The 19,658-nt window shown below is 70.8% G+C and carries 18 protein-coding genes; 14 read left to right on the plus strand and 4 right to left on the minus strand.

The features are described 5' to 3' along the window. Positions 1 to 285 precede the first annotated feature (285 nt). The 4 genes from IT355_04820 (at position 286) to IT355_04835 (ending at position 3,988) form a co-directional block, all read left to right on the plus strand. Positions 286 to 795, plus strand: coding sequence for a hypothetical protein (locus tag IT355_04820; protein MCC7052566.1), 510 nt, complete (start codon positions 286 to 288; stop codon positions 793 to 795). A gap of 158 nt (positions 796 to 953) precedes the next feature. After that, positions 954 to 2,666: a hypothetical protein gene (locus tag IT355_04825; GenBank protein MCC7052567.1), complete on the plus strand. Its 1,713-nt coding sequence runs from the start codon at positions 954 to 956 to the stop codon at positions 2,664 to 2,666. Between the two features lie 14 nt (positions 2,667 to 2,680). Further along, positions 2,681 to 3,115 carry a hypothetical protein gene (locus IT355_04830; GenBank protein ID MCC7052568.1) on the plus strand — a complete coding sequence of 145 codons (435 nt, stop codon included), beginning with the start codon at positions 2,681 to 2,683 and terminating at the stop codon, positions 3,113 to 3,115. Between the two features lie 255 nt (positions 3,116 to 3,370). Further along, entirely contained in the window at positions 3,371 to 3,988 is a 618-nt protein-coding gene (locus IT355_04835) for a bifunctional (p)ppGpp synthetase/guanosine-3',5'-bis(diphosphate) 3'-pyrophosphohydrolase (protein ID MCC7052569.1), read from the plus strand. A gap of 1 nt (position 3,989) precedes the next feature. On the opposite strand, the gene ispG is transcribed toward IT355_04835, so the two are convergent. Further along, positions 3,990 to 5,237, minus strand: coding sequence for a flavodoxin-dependent (E)-4-hydroxy-3-methylbut-2-enyl-diphosphate synthase (ispG, locus tag IT355_04840; protein MCC7052570.1), 1,248 nt, complete (start codon positions 5,235 to 5,237; stop codon positions 3,990 to 3,992). Between the two features lie 177 nt (positions 5,238 to 5,414). Here ispG and IT355_04845 point away from each other — a divergent pair, with 177 nt between their 5' ends. The 4 genes from IT355_04845 (at position 5,415) to IT355_04860 (ending at position 8,667) form a co-directional block, all read left to right on the plus strand. Further along, positions 5,415 to 5,981, plus strand: coding sequence for a hypothetical protein (locus IT355_04845; protein ID MCC7052571.1), 567 nt, complete (start codon positions 5,415 to 5,417; stop codon positions 5,979 to 5,981). Beyond that, entirely contained in the window at positions 5,981 to 7,282 is a 1,302-nt protein-coding gene (locus IT355_04850) for an FAD-dependent oxidoreductase (GenBank protein MCC7052572.1), read from the plus strand. The genes IT355_04845 and IT355_04850 overlap by 1 nt, the downstream gene beginning before the upstream one ends. Before the next feature lie 160 nt (positions 7,283 to 7,442). Next, complete coding sequence (locus IT355_04855) at positions 7,443 to 8,003, plus strand: outer membrane beta-barrel protein (protein MCC7052573.1); 561 nt, start codon at positions 7,443 to 7,445, stop codon at positions 8,001 to 8,003. Between the two features lie 109 nt (positions 8,004 to 8,112). Further along, the gene (locus IT355_04860) at positions 8,113 to 8,667 is read left to right on the plus strand and encodes an outer membrane beta-barrel protein (GenBank protein ID MCC7052574.1); all 555 of its coding nucleotides are present in this window, start codon (positions 8,113 to 8,115) and stop codon (positions 8,665 to 8,667) included. A gap of 174 nt (positions 8,668 to 8,841) precedes the next feature. Here the strand turns inward: IT355_04860 and argH are convergent, their stop codons facing one another. From argH to argR, 3 genes are all read right to left on the minus strand, one after another. Next, complete coding sequence (argH, locus tag IT355_04865; GenBank protein ID MCC7052575.1) at positions 8,842 to 10,242, minus strand: argininosuccinate lyase; 1,401 nt, start codon at positions 10,240 to 10,242, stop codon at positions 8,842 to 8,844. Beyond that, complete coding sequence (locus IT355_04870; GenBank protein ID MCC7052576.1) at positions 10,243 to 11,517, minus strand: argininosuccinate synthase; 1,275 nt, start codon at positions 11,515 to 11,517, stop codon at positions 10,243 to 10,245. It abuts the gene before it with no gap. Between the two features lie 87 nt (positions 11,518 to 11,604). Further along, positions 11,605 to 12,075 (minus strand): arginine repressor, encoded by a 471-nt coding sequence (argR, locus tag IT355_04875; protein MCC7052577.1) that lies wholly within the window; start codon positions 12,073 to 12,075, stop codon positions 11,605 to 11,607. A gap of 90 nt (positions 12,076 to 12,165) precedes the next feature. Here argR and IT355_04880 point away from each other — a divergent pair, with 90 nt between their 5' ends. The 6 genes from IT355_04880 to IT355_04905 all read left to right on the plus strand — a co-directional run bounded on the left by IT355_04880 (position 12,166) and on the right by IT355_04905 (position 19,625). Continuing rightward, positions 12,166 to 13,140 (plus strand): N-acetyl-gamma-glutamyl-phosphate reductase, encoded by a 975-nt coding sequence (locus IT355_04880; protein ID MCC7052578.1) that lies wholly within the window; start codon positions 12,166 to 12,168, stop codon positions 13,138 to 13,140. Further along, positions 13,137 to 13,898 carry an acetylglutamate kinase gene (argB, locus tag IT355_04885; GenBank protein MCC7052579.1) on the plus strand — a complete coding sequence of 254 codons (762 nt, stop codon included), beginning with the start codon at positions 13,137 to 13,139 and terminating at the stop codon, positions 13,896 to 13,898. The genes IT355_04880 and argB overlap by 4 nt, the downstream gene beginning before the upstream one ends. Beyond that, positions 13,895 to 15,157 (plus strand): acetylornithine transaminase, encoded by a 1,263-nt coding sequence (locus tag IT355_04890; GenBank protein ID MCC7052580.1) that lies wholly within the window; start codon positions 13,895 to 13,897, stop codon positions 15,155 to 15,157. The genes argB and IT355_04890 overlap by 4 nt, the downstream gene beginning before the upstream one ends. Before the next feature lie 47 nt (positions 15,158 to 15,204). Next, positions 15,205 to 16,815, plus strand: a complete 1,611-nt coding sequence (locus tag IT355_04895) for an alkaline phosphatase family protein (protein ID MCC7052581.1) — start codon at positions 15,205 to 15,207, stop codon at positions 16,813 to 16,815. A gap of 25 nt (positions 16,816 to 16,840) precedes the next feature. Continuing rightward, positions 16,841 to 17,437, plus strand: coding sequence for a Smr/MutS family protein (locus tag IT355_04900; GenBank protein ID MCC7052582.1), 597 nt, complete (start codon positions 16,841 to 16,843; stop codon positions 17,435 to 17,437). Positions 17,438 to 17,516: 79 nt separating this feature from the next. Then, on the plus strand, positions 17,517 to 19,625 hold the full coding sequence (locus IT355_04905; GenBank protein ID MCC7052583.1) for a M20/M25/M40 family metallo-hydrolase: 2,109 nt from the start codon (positions 17,517 to 17,519) through the stop codon (positions 19,623 to 19,625). The last annotated feature ends 33 nt before the right edge of the window (positions 19,626 to 19,658 follow it).

The raw sequence follows: 19,658 nt of genomic DNA on the forward strand, positions 1-19,658 counted from the left end.
TGGTGCAGGCTGGCGGATCGGGACATGGCGCGAAGAGTAGCGGCGCCCGGGAGCGGGGTCAATCACGGCAGCCAGGGAACGTCCGGGAAGCGGCCGTGTGTTCAGTCAGCGCGATGGTGCATCTCCTGACCGCCCACCCGCGGGTCACGGGGCTTGCCCCCGGCGCAGTGTGGTCTATGCTTCCCGCAGTTTCGAGGCGGCGTCTCGTTTGCGAAACTGCGGAGGGCGGCTCTGGAAATCGCGTTCGCCGTCCCAGAAATTCACCGGTTTCGAGGAGTCATTCCAATGCAGTTCAAGGTTCTGGCTGTTGCAACGAGTGCCTTTGCACTTGCCGCATGTGGTGGTGGTGAGAAGAAGGCGGCCGACACCGCTGCTGCGGCGGCGCCGGCTCCGGAAGCCGCGGCCGCCCCGGCCGCGGCGGCACCTGCCGCCGCCGGTGCAGTCGCTGCGAGCCCGATCACGGGCACGACGCACACGGTCAACATGATCGGCGACGAGAAGGGCTATCGCTTCGAGCCCGCCGAGATCACGGTCAAGGCTGGCGACGGCATCAAGTTCGTGGACGTGAAGGGTGGGCCCCACAACGTGGCGATCGACCCGGCCACCGCCGGCGCCTCGGCGGCGCAGCTGACGGCCAACATGCCGGAGAGCACGGGCGAACTCACCGGAAAGATGCTGGTGACCGATGGTGAGACGTGGACGATGTCGTTCGGCGGCGTTGCGCCGGGCACGTACACGGCCATCTGCACGCCGCATCAGGCGATGAACATGATCATGAAGATCACGGTCCAGTAAGTCCGGACCGTCCCGCAGGATCCAGCGCGGCGCCCGGTGTCACCGGGCGCCGCGCTGTCGTTCACGACCCGGGACGCCGCCTCCGGGGGCGTCCGACACCACCGGCGCCGCATTGCGCGCCCTGTCCCACTCGTCCGGTACGTCCCTAGACTTCAGTCGTGATCCACCACTCCACCGATGCCTCGCCGCGCACGTCACGCGGCCGCTGGATGGCCGCGCGCGCGCGCAACCTGGTGCACCGCAGCGGTGTGCTGGTCGGCGTCGGTGGCGTGACCTTCACGCTCGCATTCGGGCTGCTGCTCTGGTTCACGCGCGCCGAGCGTGATGCGCTCCAGCGGGTGCCGGCGCCGGTCGACACACTCGACCTCGCGCGGCAGGCCACGAGCATGCGACGGCTGCAGTTCCGCGCCGACAGTATCCTCGCCGAGGCGGCACCGGCGCGCCGGATCGTGGTGCCATCCGCGCCGGCCACCGGCAGCACGGCACCGGTCGACAGCGCCGCCGCCGACCGTGGCCGGGCCGACACCGCGGGCGGACTGGCGGGCACGTCACCGCAGCGGGACTCGGCGGCCGCGGGAGTGCGCGTGGTGCCGGATTCCATCCGCCTTGCCGTTGCCGCACTCACGGCGCGCCTCGAGCGTGCGCAGAACGCCCCGCTGGCGGCATCCTGGCGCGCCCTCGCGGCGGATCCGATGCTGCAGGAGGACCCGCAGGTGCGCGCACTCGCCGATTCCCTCGCCGACGCCGAGCGCTCCCGCAACGACTACGACGCGATCGGCGGTGTCGACCCGATCTACCTCGAGCTGTCGAGTCGCGTGACGGCCCACGGCCGCGCGATCGAGCGCATCGCCAGCACGCGCATCGCGGCGCTGATGCGCGGGGCGGTCGCGGTTTCGGTGGCCCGCACCGGACCGAGCGCCGTGGAACTGGCGCGACGCTTCTCAGGCGATTCCGCGCGCCACGCCACCGCCGTCGCGCGGCGCAACGAGGCGGCCCGCGTGGCGGACTCGATCGAGTCGCTGCTTTCGGCGCGCCGGGCGGAGGTGCTCCAGCGCACGGCCGCGCGGGTGCGGGCACAGCGCCGCGTGGATGCACTCGCGCCTCCGCTCGCGATGCTCGCGGCCAGCGCAGCGGCTGCGATCGGCCTGGCCCTGCTCGTGACGCTGCTGCTCGAGTTGCGCGCGCCGCGGCTGTCGGACGACCTCGAGATCACGACGCAGGCCCGGGTGCCGGTGCTGCTCAGCATCCGCGCCACCGATGCGGTCACCCCCGATGCCCTCACCAGCGCCTTCAGCCAGCTCGCCTTCGACCTCCAGGATGCGTTGCTCCGTACGCGCACCCTGATCATCGCCGGCGACGACGCGATGCTGGCCACGCGAACGGCGGCGCGGGTGGCCGAGCGGCTGGTGTACGAGGGTCGCAGTGTCCGCGTGGTCTCGGCGCCGCTGGTCGATGACCGGGCGCTCCAGCGTGTGACCCCGCGCGCGCGCGCCGGTCGGCCCACGCCGATCAATGCGCAGTCGGTGCTCGTCTATCCGCAGCGCGACGAAGGCATGGCGTGGACGGGTGAGTTCGTGCGCGACGCGCTCCCCGACGATGCCATCACGATCCGCTCCGGGTCGCTCGACGACGTGCGGCCGGCGCTCGTGTCCGGCGAGGGCGATGCCCAGGTCATCCTGGTGGTGCGGACGGGGAGCACGCCGACCGCCTGGCTCGAGCGGGCGCGCGCCGAGATTCACCGCACCCGCGGCACGCAGGCGCTGGGGGTGGTGAGCTGGGCCCCCGAGATCGAGGACACCGATCCCGTCACCTTCGCGCTCGACAAGGCCCGGCAGCACACCCGGCCCCCCGTCATTGCCGCCGCCCGGTGAGGCACGAGTGACCGATGTGGGCTGACCAGGTGCTCGCCTTCGAGCGCGCACACCTCGCTCGGCTGCTGCTGTGGGGAGGTGCCAGCCTCCTGACCGGCATCGGCTGCTGGCTCTTCCTGCGCGCCCGCCGCATCGACACGCCGCTGCTGCGCCACTTCGCGATCCAGACCGCAGCGTGGGGTGCGATCGACTGCGTGCTCGCGCTCGCTGCGCGGCCGCGGCTCGCACTGCGCGACTACGACGGCGTCACCGGGCTCGATCGGTTCGTCTGGCTGAACTGTGGCCTGGATGTCGGGTACGTCGCGGTCGGCATCACGCTCGGCTGGTGCGGCTGGCGCCTCGCGAAATCGCGCGGCCTGGTCGGCGCGGGACTCGGTGTGGCCATCCAGGGGGCAGCGCTGCTGCTGCTCGACATGCGGCTCGCCGCGCTCCTGTCGCAGGCCCGCTGAGCGGCGTGCGCGCACCGGCATGTGCCGGTCGGGACGCGGCGCTCGTGGACCGGAAACGAAGTTCGGGATGCAGTCGGCCGCCGTGACATCCCACCCGCCGACGTTGGAAATCCTCGCAACACCGCTGGTATTGCTGCGGTTTCCGCCTTGGCGGCTGGGCGCCACGACGCCCGTCATGCTATCCCAACTTCATTTCCAATCCACTACCTTCCGGGATCGCGTCGCTCGATCCCTGATCCAGGTCACCGGCCCTTCATGCGCGGATACTCCGACCGCATCAACCACGCGCTCGCGTTCGCGGCGAAGCATCATGACACGCAGGTGCGAAAGGGGCTGCGCATGCCGTACGTCACGCATGCCGCGAACGTGGCCGTGATCCTGACGCACTACCGGTGCGACGAGAGCGTCGTGGTGGCCGGGGTGCTGCATGACGCCATCGAGGACAGCGTGCGCGACGGGCTCACGCGCACCGACCTCTCCGACCGGATCGGGAGCAAGTTCGGCGAGGACGTGCTGACGGTGGTGCTCTCCGTCACGCGGCGCCGCGTGGACGATGACGGCATCGAGATGAGCAAGGATGACGTGCGCGACGACTACCTGCTGCGCCTCGCGTCCGCATCCGAGCCCGCCCGCGTGGTCTGCGCGGCACACACGCTGCACAACGCCGGCACGATCCTCGCCGACCTGCGGCGCACGATCGAGCCGGCGACGGTGTGGGGTCGCGGCGGCTCGGGGCGCGAGGGCACGCTGCAGTGGTACCGCGCCGTGGCCGACCGGCTGCGTGCGGTCGGCTTCTCCGCACCGATCATGGACGAGCTCTCGACGATGGTCGCGGCGCTCGAGGTGGCACCGGCCGGCGACGCCCCCGCCTAGCTCAGGTGCCCGCGCCGGCGGTGGCTGCCGGGTAGGTGCGCGCCACGTAGTCCTCGAGGATGGCGAGGAACTCCGGCACGATCCGGTCGCCCTTCAGGGTGATGCGCAGCGCGCCGTCGACGTACACCGGCGCCTTCGGCTCCTCGAACGTGCCCGGGAGCGAGATGCCGATGTTGGCGTGCTTCGACTCACCCGGCCCGTTCACCACGCATCCCATCACCGCCACGCGCATCTCCTCCACGCCGGGATGCCGGTCACGCCACACCGGCATCTGCTCGCGCAGGTAGTGCTGGATGTCCTCGGCCATGCTCTGGAAGAACGTGGACGTGGTGCGGCCGCAGCCGGGACAGGCGGTGACCTGCGGCGCAAAACTGCGCAGCCCGAGCGACTGGAGGATCTGCTGCGCCACATGCACCTCCTCGGCGCGATCCCCGCCCGGCTTCGGCGTGAGCGACACGCGGATCGTGTCGCCGATGCCGTCGGCCAGCAGCAGCGACAGGCCGGCGGCGCTGGCCACCATGCCCTTCATGCCGAGTCCGGCCTCCGTCAGCCCGAGATGCAGCGGGTAGTCGCAGCGTGCGGCCAGCTTGCGGTACACATCCACCAGGTCGGGGACCAGCGAGACCTTGGCCGAGATCAGGATGTGGTCGTGCGGCAGCCCCACCTCCTCCGCCATCTCGGCGGAGCGGAGGGCGCTGGCCAGCATGGCCTCGACGTAGACGTCGTGCGCCGTGCACGGATAGCCTGACGCGGCGTTCTCGTCCATCATCGTCGTGAGCAGGTCCTGGTCGAGCGAGCCCCAGTTCACGCCGATGCGAACCGGCTTGCCGTTGTCGACGGCGATCTGGACGATCGAGCGGAAGTTCTCGTCCCGCCGCTTGCCGCCCACGTTCCCGGGGTTGATCCGGTACTTGGCCAGCGCCCGCGCGCAGCCCGGGTACTTCGCGAGCAGTTGGTGCCCGTTGTAGTGGAAGTCCCCCACGATCGGCACCGTGACGCCCTGATCGGCGAGGCGATCGACGATCGCCGGGAGCGCCGCCGCGGCCTCCTCGTTGTTCACGGTCACCCGGACGATCTGCGAACCGGCGCGTGCCAGAGACGCCACCTGCGCCACCGTGCCGGCCACGTCGGCGGTGTCGGTGTTCGTCATCGACTGCACCACCACCGGATGGCTGCTGCCGACGGGGACGGCGCCGACGAGCGCCGTCACGGTCTGGCGGCGGGGACGGAACACGGAGGGAATGCTCACGGAACGGTGATTCGGGGATTCGACGGGGGGCGGCCTCCCGGAATCTATCGTCCCCCCGGGTCCGTATCAGGTCAGGCGGGATCGAGGTCGACTCGCCCGGCGGGGTTGTGGCGGCGGTGCGAATTCGCCGACATTGCCTCTGCCAGCGTCCTACCCACTGCGACCAAGAGACGACCCATGGCCGACGCGCCAGACCGCACCCATACAAGCCCTTCCATCGACACCGGCGGCCCGCTCGCCCAGGCACCCAGGCCCAAGGGCAAGGGACGCTGGAAGATCACGGCCGTGCTCTTCCTCGTCGTGCTGCCACTCGCGGCCTTCGCGCTGTGGGTGACGATCGCGCTCAACTTCTCGTACGCCAGCGGCGAACGCGCGGGCTTCGTGCAGAAGCTTTCCAACAAGGGCTGGGTCTGCAAGACCTGGGAGGGCGAGCTCGCCCTCGCCAACGGCCCGAACGTGATGCCGGAGATCTTCCGCTTCACCGTGCGTGACGACAAGGTCGCCGAGACGATCAACAGCTCGCTCGGCAAGCAGGTGAAGCTCACCTACGAGCAGCACAAGGGTGTGCCGACGCAGTGCTTCGGCGAGACCGAGTACTTCGTGACCGACGTCTCGGTGATCGGGGCGCCGCCGCCGGCGTCCGGTGGTGTCGTGGCGCCGCAGTCGGCGCCGGCTGTGGCGCCGACTGCGGCGCCGGTCGCAACGCCCCCGACCGTGCCCGTGCCGTCCGGCGCCCCGCGCTGATGGCGTCAGCCGGCCCGACCCTCGTGATCGGGGGTGGGATCGCGGGGCTGATGTGCGCCCGCACCCTTGCCCGGGCCGGCCAGCCGGTGTTGATCGTCGAGCGTGAGCCGGAGGTGGGGGGGCGTGTGCGGACCACCCTGCGCGACGGCTTCCGGCTCGACCACGGATTCCAGGTGTTGTTCACCGCGTATCCGGTGCTCACGTCGGCGCTCGACCTTCCGGCGCTGTCGCTGCGTGAGTTCCGGCCGGCGGCGCAGATCGCCGACGGCGCAGGCGGTGTCGCCCTCGTCGGCGACGCGCTCGCGGACCTTTCGCTGCTGCTGCCGACGCTCGCGGCGGCGACGCTCCCCCTGGGTGACAAGCTGCGGCTGCTGCGGCTGCGCTATTTCGCGACGTCGATGTCGTTCGAGGAGTGCTTCGCGCCACGGTTCGACCGGGTGAGCACGCGGGCGTTCCTGCGCACGCGGGGATTCAGCCGGGCGGCGATCGACGCGTTCTTCGCGCCATTCTACGGCGGCATCCTGCTGGATCGTTCGCTCGCCACCTCGGCCTCGGTGCTGCTGTACACGTTCAAGATGCTGGCCGAGGGACGCACGGCGGTGCCCGCGGCCGGCATGGGAGCGATCGCAAGCCAGCTCGCGGCGGGGTTGCCGGCGGGCAGCGTGCGACTGAACGCCCCCGTCGTGCGGCTGGTGCGCGACGGGAGTGCGGTACGCGGGGTGGCGCTCGCGGACGGCGAGCTCGTGTCGGCCGCGCGGGTGGTGCTCGCGTGCGAGGCACCGTCGATCGCGACGATCGCGGCCACCGCACAGGTGCATGTGCCGGTGCCCGATGCAGGACTCGGGTGTGCGACGGTGTACCTCGGATCACGGCGCCCGCTGCTCGACGGGACGGCGCTCTGGCTGAATGCGTCGCCGGACGCGACGGTCAGCCATGCCGTGACGATCAGCAATGTCGCGCCCACGTATGCGCCCTCGGGGTCGTCGCTGACGGCGGCGACCGTGCTCGGTGCGGCGGCGACACTCGATGACGAGACACTGGTGTCCCGTGTCCGGGCTGATCTCAGCCGCATGAGCGGAACAGCCGAGCCTGCACTGGCGGAACTTCTCGCGGTATGGCGTGTCCCGTTCTCGCAGTATGCGCAGCCGCCGGGGAGCGTCGCTCGCCGGGTTGCCGCCGCGACGAGCCTGCCAGGGCTGTTCGTGGCGTCCGAGGTGTCGCATACCAGCTCGCTCGAGGGTGCCGCGCGTGGCGGAGTGGCTGCCGCTGATGCCGTGCTGGGGAGCATCAGGCACGGGTAGTGCACCGCTGGGGGGCCAGCCGGCACGCGTGTGGTCCTTCACGCTGCCGGTGAGTGAGCTGACGAACAGGTCCATGGCCGTCGCCGGGTGCGCCCGCGAGGCGGCCGGTCGTCGATCACCGCACGGTCGCGCGTGCGTTCACCCCAATACACCAGAACCCATGTCCACACTTCGCGGATTTGCTGCTGCTGCCGGCGCTGCGTTCGTCCTCGCGGCGTCACCGGCCCAGGGCCAGGTCGCCTTCGGGATCGCCGCCGGAGCCACCGTGCCATCCGGCTCCCTGAACGATCGCCAGAACCTCGGCTACAACGGTCTCGCCACCGTGCAGCTCGGCGTGCCGACCTTCCCGCTCCAGCTCCGGGCGGACCTGCAGTACAACGGCTTTGGCGGCAAGAACTTCACCAATGCGCTGAACCAGGCCGTCGATGGCGCCGACACGCGGATCATCAGCGGGACCGTGAACGGGGTCTTCACGCTCCTCCAGGGTCCGGTCAAGCCGTACCTGATCGGCGGCGTCGGCTACTACGACACCCAGCTCAAGGGCACGGATGCCACGCGCAAGTTCGGCTACAACTATGGGGCGGGCGTGAAGTTCGGGATGACGGGTGCCAGCCTGTTCATCGAGGCGCGCCTGCACGAGATCAAGGACGCGACGTTCGACGTCGGCGGGAGCCGGAGCACGGCGAAGTTCATCCCGATCTCCGCCGGGATCATGTTCTAGGTCCGTGGACAAGTGGGGGAGTCCGGGGGGTCGACGTGTCATGTATCGCCTGCCGCAGCCAGTCGTCTTCCAGCGGTTCTGCTCGCTTCACCCCCATTCCCCCCTTGCCATGACCTCGTTGCGAAAGACTCTCGCCGCTGCTGGCCTTGGTCTCGCCGTCGCCGTGCTGGCCACGCCTGCCCAGGCGCAGTTCTCGATCGGGCTCGCCGGCGGCGGTACGACGGCTTCCGGCTCGATCAACAACCGGCAGGACATGGGCTACAACGGCCTGATCGCCCTGCAGGCCGGCCTGCCGCTGATCCCGTTCAGGATCCGGGCGGACCTGCAGTACAACAGCTTCGGCGGCAGCAGCTTCTCGAATGCCTTCTCGCAGGCCACCGCCGGCACCGATGCGCGCGTGATCAGCGGCTCCATCAACGCCGTCATCGGCCTGCTGCCCGGCCCCGTCAAGCCGTACCTGATCGGCGGCGTCGGCTACTACGACACGAAGTTCGACGGCACGTCGAGCAGCCGGAAATTCGGCTACAACTACGGCGCCGGCGTGAGGGTGACGAAGCTCTTCATCGAGGCCCGCATGCACACGGTGCAGAACACCTCGTTCGACGTGGCCAACGGCCGGAGCACGGCGAAGTTCATCCCGGTCAGCGTCGGGTTCATGTTCTGATCCTCTGCGTTTCTCGAGCATCGTCAACTGCGTGAACGCAAAGACGCAAAGGGAACGCAAAGGACGCAAAGAACAGCAAGCATTCTGGGGGTGTGGCGCGAGATTCCGCGCTACACCCCCAAAATGCTTGCTGTTCAGCTCTTCATTCCAGCAGCTTCTTTGCGTCACAGCAGTTCAAGAGGCCGACGAAGCACCTGACAGAGCAGCGTGCGCCGACGCGATCTGGTCGCGGACCGCACTGACGGCGGTGCCACCGGGTACTGATCGCCGATCGACGCTGGCTTGCGCCGACAGCGCGTCGAGCGTGTCGTCACCGAACGTCGCGTGCGCCGCCTTGAACGCGGACAACGGCAGTTCGTGCAGCTCGAGCTTCCGTTCTTCTGCCTGTCGCACGAGCGAGCCGACGGCGCCGTGCGATTCGCGGAAGGTGACACCGCGCAGCACGAGATAGTCGGCCAGGTCGGTGGCCATCATCACCGAGGTCACGGCAGCGTTCATGCGATCCGTGCGGAACGTCAGCTCGTCCACCGCACCGGCAACGGCTGGCAGCACCAGCGACATCACGTCCACCGCATCGAACAGCGACCGCTTGTCGTCCTGCAGGTCCTTGTTGTAGCCGCCCGGCAGCCCCTTGAGCGCCATCACCATGCTGGTGAGGTCGGAGAACACGCGGGCCGCGCTGCCACGCGTGAGCTCGAGCGCGTCGGGGTTCCGCTTCTGCGGCATCATGCTCGATCCGGTCGAGAAGGCATCGCCGAACTGCACGAAGCCGAACTCGCTGGTGCCGAACAGGATCAGGTCCTCGGCGAGGCGCGAGAGGTGCGTGGCCGTCATCGTCAGCGCATAGAGCGTGTCGGCGACGAAGTCGCGATCGCCGACGGCATCGATGCTGTTCGGCGACAGCGAGGCGAAGCCCAGCTCGTCGCGCAGCAGCTCGCGCGAGACCGGGAATGCCGTGCCCGCAATGGCGCCCGAGCCCAGCGGCAGCACGTTTGCCGTGGCGGCCGCGTGGGCGAGGCGCGTGCGGTCGCGCGCGAGGGGCCAGAAGTGCGACAGCAGCCAGTGCGCCAGCGTGACGGGCTGTGCGCGCTGCAGGTGCGTGTAGGCGGGCAACAGGTCCGCCTGGTGCTTCTCGGCGTGTGCCAGCAGCACCTTCTGCACCTCGGCGATGCCGAGGTCGAGCTGCGAGATCGCGTCCAGTGTCCAGAGGCGCGTGCCGGTGGCCACCTGATCGTTGCGGCTGCGGCCCGTGTGCAGCTTGCTGGCAAGGTCACCGACGTGTGTGTGCAGCAGCCGGTCGACCATGGTGTGCACATCCTCGTCGCTCGGCAGCGGCTGCGCGCCGGCCACGAAGTCGTCGGCCACCGCGGCCAGGCCCGCGTCCATGCGCGCACCCTCGTCCTCGGTCAGGATGTCGCCGCGCACCAGCCCCTTGGCCCACGCACGCGAGAGCTGGATGTCGAACGGCCAGAGGCGGAAGTCGACCGTGATCGACCGGTTCACCGCGTCCAGAATGGCGGAGGGGCCGCCGGCGAAGCGACCCCCCCACAGCTTGTGTGTCGGTCCGCCGGCCACTTATGCGCCTGCGGACGTCGGCGTGTTGGTCGGCGATGCTTCCTTCGCATCGGCCGTGCCCCACGACGGCACGTACCCCATCTCGGCGTCCTTGAGTGCGCGCACACGGTACGGCAGGCCGTAGAGGCGGATGAAGCCGCCCGCATCGGCCTGCTGGTACACGTTGTCCTCGCCGAACGTGACGAACCGCTCGTCGTAGATCGCGTGGGCGCTCTGGCGGCCGGCGACGATCACGTTGCCCTTGTACAGCTTGAGCGTGACGGTGCCGGTGATGCGCTCCTGCGTGACGTTCACGAAGGCGTCGTAGGCATCGCGCTCGGTGGTCCACCAGCGGCCTTCGTACACCAGGTCGGCGTAGCGCGGCGCGATCAGGTCCTTGGCGGCCAGCGTGCGTCGGTCGAGCACCAGCTGCTCGAGCTCAGAGTGTGCGGCGTAGAGCAGCGTGCCGCCCGGTGTCTCGTAGACGCCACGGCTCTTCATGCCGACGAGGCGATCCTCGACCAGGTCGATGCGGCCAACGCCGTTGCGGGCGCCGATCCTGTTGCAGGCCGAAAGCAGGTCGAAGGCGCCAAGCTTCTCGCCGTTGATGCTGATGGGCGTGCCCGCCTCGAAGCCGATGGTGACGTACTCCGGCGTGTCGGGCGCCGCTTCCGGCGACACGGTGAGCTGGAACATGTCCTCGACCGGCTCCCAGTTCGGGTCCTCGAGTCCACCGCCCTCGTGGCTGAGGTGGAAGAGGTTGGCGTCGCGGGAGTAGATCTTCTCGACCGTCGCGACGATCGGCACGTTCTTCGCCTTGGCGTAGGCGATGGCGTCCTCGCGGCTCCGGATGTCCCAGATGCGCCACGGGGCGATCACCTCGAGGTCCGGGGCGAAGGTCATGTAGCTCAACTCGAAGCGCACCTGGTCATTGCCCTTGCCGGTGCAGCCATGGGCGAGGGCATCGGCGCCGAACTGGCGCGCCACCTCGACCTGCGACCGCGCGATGAGGGGGCGGGCGATGGAGGTGCCGAGGAGATACTTGCGGTTGTAGATGGCGCCGGCGCGGAGCATCGGGAAGATGAACTCGCGGACGAAGCGCTCCTTGAGGTCCACCACCACGCACTCCTCGGCGCCGGAGGCGATCGCCTTCTCGCGCACGCCGCCGAGGTCGTCCTGGCCGATGTCGGCCGCGACGCAGATGACACGCGATCCCGGGTAATGCTCCTTGAGCCACGGGACGATGATCGAGGTATCGAGACCGCCCGAGTAGGCGAGTGCAATCGTGTGGGCCATGTGGAACTCCAAAGTGAAATTTTATGCAGCTTCACTGCATAAGTTCGCAAAAACGGACCCCCGCCACAAGGGCGAGTTCGTCCCCGGTCAGCCGCGCTCGCCGGCGATGGTGCTGAGGCGTCGCATGACGCGCAGGCGGGCATCGCCGGAGCGGCAGACGAGCAGGATCGTGTCGTCGCCGGCGATGGTGCCGAGCACGTCCGGCCAGGCCTCGCTGTCGATGGCGGCGGCCACCGGCTGGGCGCCGCCGGCCATGGTATGCAGCACCACCAGCTCGCCGGTGCCGTCCACCTTGTCGAAGAACTGCGGCAGCAGGTGGTCGAGGGCGCCGCGGTCGTCCTCCTCGGTGGCCACCCCGCCGTCGGTGAAGGCGTAGCGCACGCCGTCATCGGTCGGGATGCGTGCCAGCCGCAGCTCGTGCAGGTCGCGCGAGAGGGTGGACTGCGTCACCTCCCACCCCCGCTCCCGGAGCAGCCGGCGCAGCTCGTCCTGGCTCTGCACCGCCCGCGACTCGACGATCGCCCCGATCGCCTGGTGTCGCTCGCGCTTGTTGGCCATCGCCGCACCACCCGCGTTCCGAGGGAGCCGCACCCGCCCGGCGCGATCTTCGCCATTGACGGGGGGGCAGTGAAAGAATATGCATTCAATATGCATAAACTCCCTGTCGCCGTGCTAGGGGCCAGCGGGTATGCCGGTCAGGAACTCTGCCGGCTGCTCGAGCGGCATCCGGACTTCGCACTCAGCCACGCCGCCGCACATTCGCGGGCCGGGGAAACGCTGCAGCTGCCCGGACGCGCTCTGACGATGGTCGGCGTCGAGACCGTCCCGCTCGCCGAGATGGCGGTCGTGTTCTCCGCCCTGCCGCATGGTGCATCCGCCACCTGGGTCGAAGCCGCGCAACAGGCGGGCGCCAGGGTCATCGACCTCTCCAGCGACCTCCGCCCGGGGCAGGGTGCATTCGCCCTTGGCGATGTCGACGCACCGTACGGCCTGCCCGAGCTGAACCGCGACGCGATCCGGACGGCGCAGGTCGTGGCGAACCCGGGGTGCTACCCGACGGCCACGCTCCTCGGCCTGCTCCCGCTCGTCGCGCGCGACCTGCTGGTGCCCGGTGCACCCATCGTCGTCGATGCGGCGAGCGGCGTGTCCGGCGCCGGCAACGCCCCGAAGCTGGACCTCCTCTATGGCGAAGTGGCCGAGGACTTCCGCGCCTATGGCGTCGGCAACACGCACCGCCACCTGGGCGAGATGCGCGCCACGCTCGATGCCCTCGGCGCCGACGCCGACCTGCTCTTCACGCCGCACCTGCTCCCCGTGATGCGCGGCATCCTCGCGACGATCACCGTCACGCTGCGCGAGCCGCTGGTGGATCCGGGCGCGCTGTATCGCACGCACTACGCCGTCGAGCCCTTCGTCGAGGTGGCCGGCGCACCGCCGCGGCTCCGGGAGGTGGCGCACCGCAACGTCGCGCGCATCCACGCCACCCCGCTCGCACACACCCGCCAGCCGATGCTGCAGGTCTTCGTCGCGATCGACAACCTCGTCAAGGGCGCCGCCGGCCAGGCCATCCAGAACGCGAACCTGCTCTGCGGCCTCGACGAAGTGGCGGGGCTGCCGTCGTGACGCGCGTGTTCAAGCTCGGCGGGAGAGTGCAGTCGGATCCGGCGCTGCCGGCGCTGCTGGCCGCCGCGTGGCGTGCCGCACCCTCGATGGTGGTGGTGCATGGAGGCGGGGACGAGGTCTCGGCGCTGCAGATGGCGTTCGGCCGCGAGTCGACCTTCGTCGACGGCCGACGCGTCACGGCAGTGGCCGACCTGGACCTGCTGCGGATGGCGCTCTCAGGCAGCGCGAACAAGCGGCTCGTGGCGGCGATGGTGGGTGCCGGCGTGCCGGCGGTCGGCATCTCCGGCGAGGATGCGGGGATGGTGCGCGCCACCGCGACGGCCCGTGCGACGATGGGCGAGGTCGGAACCCCCGACGTGGTGGACGATGCCCTGCTGCGACACCTGCTGGCGGGCGGCTTCTGTCCCGTGGTCTCCCCGCTCGCGCGCGACGCCGGGTCACCGGCTGGCGGGGTGCTCAACGTGAATGGCGATGACGCGGCCGCGGCGATCGCCGTCGCGCTGCACGCCGCCGAGCTCGTGCTGGTGAGTGACGTGCCCGGCGTGCTGGTGGACGGCGTGCCGCAGTCGCACCTCGACGCCGAGGCCGCGCGGGCACTGATCGCGCGCGGCGTGGCGCGTGGCGGGATGGCGGCCAAGCTCGATGCCGCACTCGGCGCGCTGGCGCGTGGCGTGCGGCAGGTCCGGGTCGGCGCGGTGCTGGCGCTGACCGACGCCACGCATGGAACGGTGATCACCCTTGCCGGAGTACCCGCATGACTGCCGCACTTGCGACACCTGTCGCCCCGTCCGCCATCCCGTCATCCGTGCCGTCCGAGGGCAGTGGCGCCGACCCCGTGACGAGCAGCATTGCGTACACCTACAAGCGATTCCCCGTCACCATCGTGCGGGGCGAGGGTGTCACGCTCTATGACGATGCCGGCACGGCCTATCTCGACTGCATGTCCGGGATCGCCACCAACGCGCTCGGCTACAACGATGCCGGCGTGAATGCCGCGATCACCGAGGCGCTGCAGACGGGGCTGATCCACCTGTCGAACCTCGTGACGAACGAGCCGGCCGAGCGGCTCGCGCACTTCCTCACCGCGCGCACCTTCGCGGACAAGGTGTTCTTCTGCAACTCCGGCGTGGAGGCGGTCGAGGGGGCGATCAAGTTCGCGCGGCGGTGGGGGCGCAGCATCGATGCCGAGGGGGGCAAGCACGGCATCGTGTCGGTGCGCGGCAGCTTTCATGGCCGGCTCGGTGCCGCGCTGGCCGCCACCGACCGTGCGGCGTACCGCATGCCCTTCCGCCCGCTCACGCCGGGCGTGACGATCGTCGAGCGGGACCTCGACACCCTCCGGGCCGTGCTGTCCGCGGAGTCGACCGCGGCGGTGATCATCGAGCCGGTGCAGGGCGAGGGTGGCCTGCGCCCCGTGGACCACGACTTCCTGCGCGCGGTGCGTGCGCTCACGCGCGAGCGCAACATCCTGCTCATCCTGGACGAGATCCAGTGTGGCCTGGGCCGCACCGGCTGCTTCCTCGCGCACGAGCCGATCGGCATCAAGCCGGACATCGTCACGCTGGCGAAGCCGCTGGCCGGCGGGCTGCCGATGGGCGCCATCCTGCTGACGGCGGACGTTGCGGATGCACTGAAGCCGGGAGAGCATGGCACCACCTTCGGTGGCGGCCCGCTGGTCACGCATGTGGCGCTGCACGTCTGCCAGCGGCTGGCCGACCCGGCGTTGCTGCTCCGCGTGCGTGAGGACGGCGCGTGGTTCGGTGCCAGGCTGGCCGCGCTCAAGAGTGCACACTCGAGCGTGCGGGCCGTGCGCGGCGTGGGATTCATGTGGGGCGTGGACGTGACCGAGCCCGCCAGCGCGGTGATCGAACGGGCGCGCGCGAAGGGCCTGCTGATCATCTCGGCTGGCGACCACACGCTGCGCATCCTGCCGCCGCTGGTGGCGACGCGCGATGACCTGGATCGCGCGGTGACGCTGCTGGAGCTCGCGCTCCGGGACGTGGCACCGACCTTCTGACGACAGACCGCGCCATCGGGACCCGGCGGCCCGTGTAGCTTTCCGGCATGTCACCTGCCGTCACGCGTCTCTGTCACCGCGTCGCTGCCCCGGGCGTCGCCATCCTGCTCACTGCCTTCGGGGCGGCCCGCGAGGTCGTCGCGCAGCGGCCTGCGGCGAAGCCCGCGTTGATCGTGTTCCTGACGGTCGACCAGATGACGCCGGACTACTTCGCGCGATTCGGGCGCGAGCTCACCGGCGGGCTCGGGCGGCTCCAGCGTGGTGGCGTGCTGTACACGAACGGGTACCAGGATCACGCGACCACCGAGACGGCGCCGGGGCACGCGAGCACGATGTCGGGGCGCTTTCCGTCACACACCGGCATCGTGCGCAACAACGCCGGCGTGAACGATGCCACGCATCCCGTGATCGGCGGCGGGGCGCCGGGCGCGTCGCCGTTCCGGTTCCAGGGCACGACGGTCACCGACTGGCTGGTGGCGGCGGACCCGCGGACCCGGGTGCTGTCCGTGAGCCGGAAGGACCGTGGCGCGATCCTTCCCATCGGGCGCTCGAAGCAGCCCGTGTTCTGGTACGCCAGCGACGGGCGGTTCACCACCAGCCGCTGGTATGGGGACACGCTGCCGACATGGCTGGTGCGCTTCAACGAGCGCCGGCTGCCGCATCGCATGGCCGGCACTGCCTGGACCCTGCTCCGTCCCGCGGCGACGTATCCCGAGCCGGACAGCGTGGGCGTCGAGAGCGGTGGCCGCGACGTCACCTTCCCGCACCGGCTGCCGTCCGACACCGTCCAGGCGCTGCGCGCGCTTCCCGATGATCCCCGGATGGACTGGCTCACGCTGCAGGCGGCGCTGGCCGGCGTGCATGCGATGGGGCTGGGACGCGGGCCATCCACGGACCTGCTTGCCGTCTCCCTGTCCACGACCGACGCCGTCGGGCACCGGTACGGTCCCGACTCGCGCGAGATCCATGACCAGGTGCTGCGCCTGGACCGGTCGCTGGGCGAGTTCATCGACTCGCTCTACACGCTGCGTGACTCGTCGCGCATCGTGTTCGCCCTGACGGCAGACCACGGTGTGCAGCCGTATCCCGAGCTGCATTTCGCCGGCCAGCCCGGTGCCACGCTGCGCGTCGACCCGGCGCCCGTGATGAACGCTGCGCTGGCGGCGTTGCGCGCGCGCGGACTCGACTCCACCGCACTGGACTTCGAGTACGGCATGGTCTTCGCGGATTCCGCTGCCTTCCGGCGCGGCGGCGTGCCCCTCGATTCCGTGCTGACCGCCATGGCCGCTGCCTTCCGCCTGGTGCCCGGTGTGGCGCGCGTGGACCGCGTGCGCGACCTCGCGCGCGCAGACACCGTGCGCGACGCGATCGCACGGCGATGGATCCACGCCATTCCGCCGGCGCTGCCGGTGGTGCTGGTCGTGTCACCGAAGCCGTACGTGTACTGGGCCGGCGTGACGTACGCCACGCACGGCACGCCGAACGACCGCGATGCACGGGTGCCGATCCTGTTCCAGGGCCCCGGGTTCGCGCGCGGGCGGCGCATCACGCGCGCCGTGCGGGTGGTGGACATGGCACCGACGCTCGCGCGGCGCGCCGGCGTGACCCCCACCGAGCGCCTCGACGGCGTCGTCCTGCGGGATGCCTTCCGGCGGTAGGCCCCCGCGGACGCCGGGGACGCCGGTGATCCCGATCGAGCGGGCCTTCGATGCGCTCCGCTTCGGCGCGGCGCGCACGCTGAACCTCCGCGACGGGCTGCCGACGGTGGCGCAGGCGGAGAGCCGGGTGGAGGCCTGGCTTCGGCAGTGCCAGGCCGATGGTGGCGGCGATGCGCTGGTCATCACGGGGCGTGGCCTGGGCAGCCTGGATGGCGTGGGACGCGTGCGCGAGGCCGTGCTGCGGCGCTGCACGCATCTCAAGCGGCTGAACGTCGTGACGGCGGTGCGCGAACATGGACCCGGCGCGCTGGTGGTGACGGTGGCCTCGCTGCGCGCGCTCGTCGACGCACCACGCCTCCGCACCGGGCGCAAGACGCCGGTGCAGCCGGCCGGGCCGGGCGAGCTGGCTGCGCTCCCCGACGACGTCCAGGCGCTGCTGCGCGCGGTCGCCATCCTCAGCATCGAGCGGCTCGGTGTGCGTGCGCCGGCCGCGGGGATGATCGCCGACGAGATGCGCGCACAGTTCGGTGCGATCGCCCCCGGCATCGTCGGCGCCGCCGATCCCACCGCCGCGCTGCGCGACACGGTGACGCGACTGCTGCAGGACCTGCGCGAGGAATGACCCCGGTGGCGGTCGCGCGACCGTCGCCTCGACACCAGTGACACCTGTCCACCGCATCCCCTTCCCCAACCCCGCCGCCATGTCACGACCATCCCGCCTCCTGCTGCTGGCCGCCGCATTGCCCGCCGCACTCGGCGCGCAGGCGCCGCTCACCGGCTACCAGGGCACCGCCGCCAGTGCCGTGCAACGCGACCTCGAACGACGCGCCATCGCGGTGCCGTCGGCGGATTCGTCGCGCCGCATCGCGCGCGTGCTGTCGCGCGAACCGCACGTCGCCGGCACACCGGCGCAGGAGCGCACCCGCGACTACGTCAACGGTGAACTGCGCCGGCTCGGGCTGCGTGTCGAGACCCGCAGCTACCGCGTGTACCTGCCGCACGCCACCGGCGTGCAGGTGTGGCGGGTGGCGCCCGCGCCGATGGAACTGCCGGTGGACGAGCCGGCGATCGGCAGCGATCCCGTCTCGGCGCTTCCGCAGTATCCCACCGTCAACGGCTACAGCGCGGCAGGGGACGTGACCGGTGAGGTGGTGTACGTGAACTACGGCCTGGTGGAGGACTACGCGCGGCTGGACGCGATGGGCGTGTCGGTGCGCGGGAAGGTCGTGATCGCGCGCTACGGCCGGAGCTTCCGCGGGATCAAGGCGCGCGAGGCGGAGCAGCACGGTGCGACCGCGATCCTGATCTACAGCGATCCCGGCGACGACGGCTACGCGGCCGGGGATGTGTACCCCGAGGGCCCGATGCGCAACGCCCGCGGCGTGCAGCGCGGCAGCGTGTACAACGGCTACGGCGATCCGTCCACGCCCGGCTACGGCGCCACGGTGAACGCGCCGCGGGTGCCGGCGAGCGAGATGGCGATTCCGCACATCCCGGTGGTGCCGGTGTCGTACGGCACCGCGGCGGCGCTGCTGGAGGGGATCCGCGGCACCGGCATCCAGCAGGGCTCGGGATGGCAGGGTGGCCTGCCGTTCCGCTATCACGTCGGTCCCGGCCCCGTGCAGGCACGCGTGCGTGTCACGCTCGACGACGCGCCGTTCAAGATGATCCACAACACCATCGCGACGCTGCCCGGGCGCGCGAGCGCCGACGAGGTGATCGTGATCGGTGGGCATCGCGACGCGTGGGGGGCGGGAGCCGGCGACAACGTGAGCGGCATCACCAGCATCCTGGAGTCCGCACGCGCGGTGGTGCGCGCACTCGACGGCCGGTCGCCGGCGCGCACGCTGGTCTTCGCCACCTGGGATGCCGAGGAGTGGGGCATGCTCGGCTCGACCGAGTTCGTGGAGGACGATTCACTGCGCCTGCAGCGCGGCGGCGTGGCGTACCTGAACCTGGACGTGAGCGCGACCGGCCTCGATTTCGGCGCCGGCGGCTCGCCGTCGCTGCGGGCACTCACGCGCGAGCTGGCGCGGGAGGTGCCGGATCCGCGCGGTGCCGGCTCGATCTACGCTGCCTGGCGCGCGCGGGCGGGCGTGTCCGACTCGACCGAGCCGGCGATGGGTGACCCCGGCGGTGGCTCCGATTTCGCGGGCTTCTACAACCACTTCGGCATTCCGCACGCCGACTGGGGCTTCGGCGGCCCGGGTGGCGTCTACCACTCGGCGTACGACTCGAACCGCTGGATGGAGCAGTTCGGCGACACCGGCTACGTGGCGCATGCCGCGGCCGCGCGGCTGGCGGCGGCGATGCTGCTCCGCCTGGCCAACGCCGACATCGTCCCATACGACTACGCGGAGTTCGGCCGCACCATGCGGCGGTACACGGACCGGACCAGCCGGCTGCTGGCGTCGATCGGGGCCGGTGACGCGGCGCCACTGGACGCGGCCTGGGTGCGGTTCACCGACCGCGCGGTGGCGTTCAACCGCACGCGTGACAGCGTGCTCGCGCGTGGCGGCGTGGCGCCGGCAGCGTTGCGCACGGCGAACGCTGCGCTGCGCCAGGTGGAACGGCGGCTGTCGCGGCCAGAGGGATTGCGGTCGCGAAAGTGGGTGCGCGGCGTGATCTACGCGGCCGACGTGGACAACGGCTACTCGACGATGATCTTCCCGACGATCGGGGAGGCGGTGCGCGCAGGGGACGCGGCGCTGGCCCGCTCGGAACTGGCCGACCTGGTGTCGCGCATCGGCACGGCGGGGGCTGCGCTGGACGAGGCGCGCAGCGCACTGGCCCCGACCGGCGGGCGGTGAGTCCGGGACTGTCGGTGCCGGTGCGGCACCGCC

The sequence above is a fragment of the Gemmatimonadaceae bacterium genome (assembly GCA_020851035.1).
GTDB lineage: Bacteria > Gemmatimonadota > Gemmatimonadetes > Gemmatimonadales > Gemmatimonadaceae > JACMLX01.

Coding starts and splice junctions, on each gene's coding strand:
- IT355_04820 (MCC7052566.1), top strand. CDS start 286: ATGCAGTTCAAGGTTCTGGCTGTTGCAACGAGTGCCTTTGCACTTGCC.
- IT355_04830 (MCC7052568.1), top strand. CDS start 2,681: ATGTGGGCTGACCAGGTGCTCGCCTTCGAGCGCGCACACCTCGCTCGG.
- IT355_04835 (MCC7052569.1), top strand. CDS start 3,371: ATGCGCGGATACTCCGACCGCATCAACCACGCGCTCGCGTTCGCGGCG.
- IT355_04845 (MCC7052571.1), top strand. CDS start 5,415: ATGGCCGACGCGCCAGACCGCACCCATACAAGCCCTTCCATCGACACC.
- IT355_04850 (MCC7052572.1), top strand. CDS start 5,981: ATGGCGTCAGCCGGCCCGACCCTCGTGATCGGGGGTGGGATCGCGGGG.
- IT355_04855 (MCC7052573.1), top strand. CDS start 7,443: ATGTCCACACTTCGCGGATTTGCTGCTGCTGCCGGCGCTGCGTTCGTC.
- IT355_04860 (MCC7052574.1), top strand. CDS start 8,113: ATGACCTCGTTGCGAAAGACTCTCGCCGCTGCTGGCCTTGGTCTCGCC.
- IT355_04870 (MCC7052576.1), bottom strand. CDS start 11,517: ATGGCCCACACGATTGCACTCGCCTACTCGGGCGGTCTCGATACCTCG.
- argR (MCC7052577.1), bottom strand. CDS start 12,075: ATGGCCAACAAGCGCGAGCGACACCAGGCGATCGGGGCGATCGTCGAG.
- IT355_04880 (MCC7052578.1), top strand. CDS start 12,166: ATGCATAAACTCCCTGTCGCCGTGCTAGGGGCCAGCGGGTATGCCGGT.
- IT355_04890 (MCC7052580.1), top strand. CDS start 13,895: ATGACTGCCGCACTTGCGACACCTGTCGCCCCGTCCGCCATCCCGTCA.
- IT355_04895 (MCC7052581.1), top strand. CDS start 15,205: ATGTCACCTGCCGTCACGCGTCTCTGTCACCGCGTCGCTGCCCCGGGC.
- IT355_04905 (MCC7052583.1), top strand. CDS start 17,517: ATGTCACGACCATCCCGCCTCCTGCTGCTGGCCGCCGCATTGCCCGCC.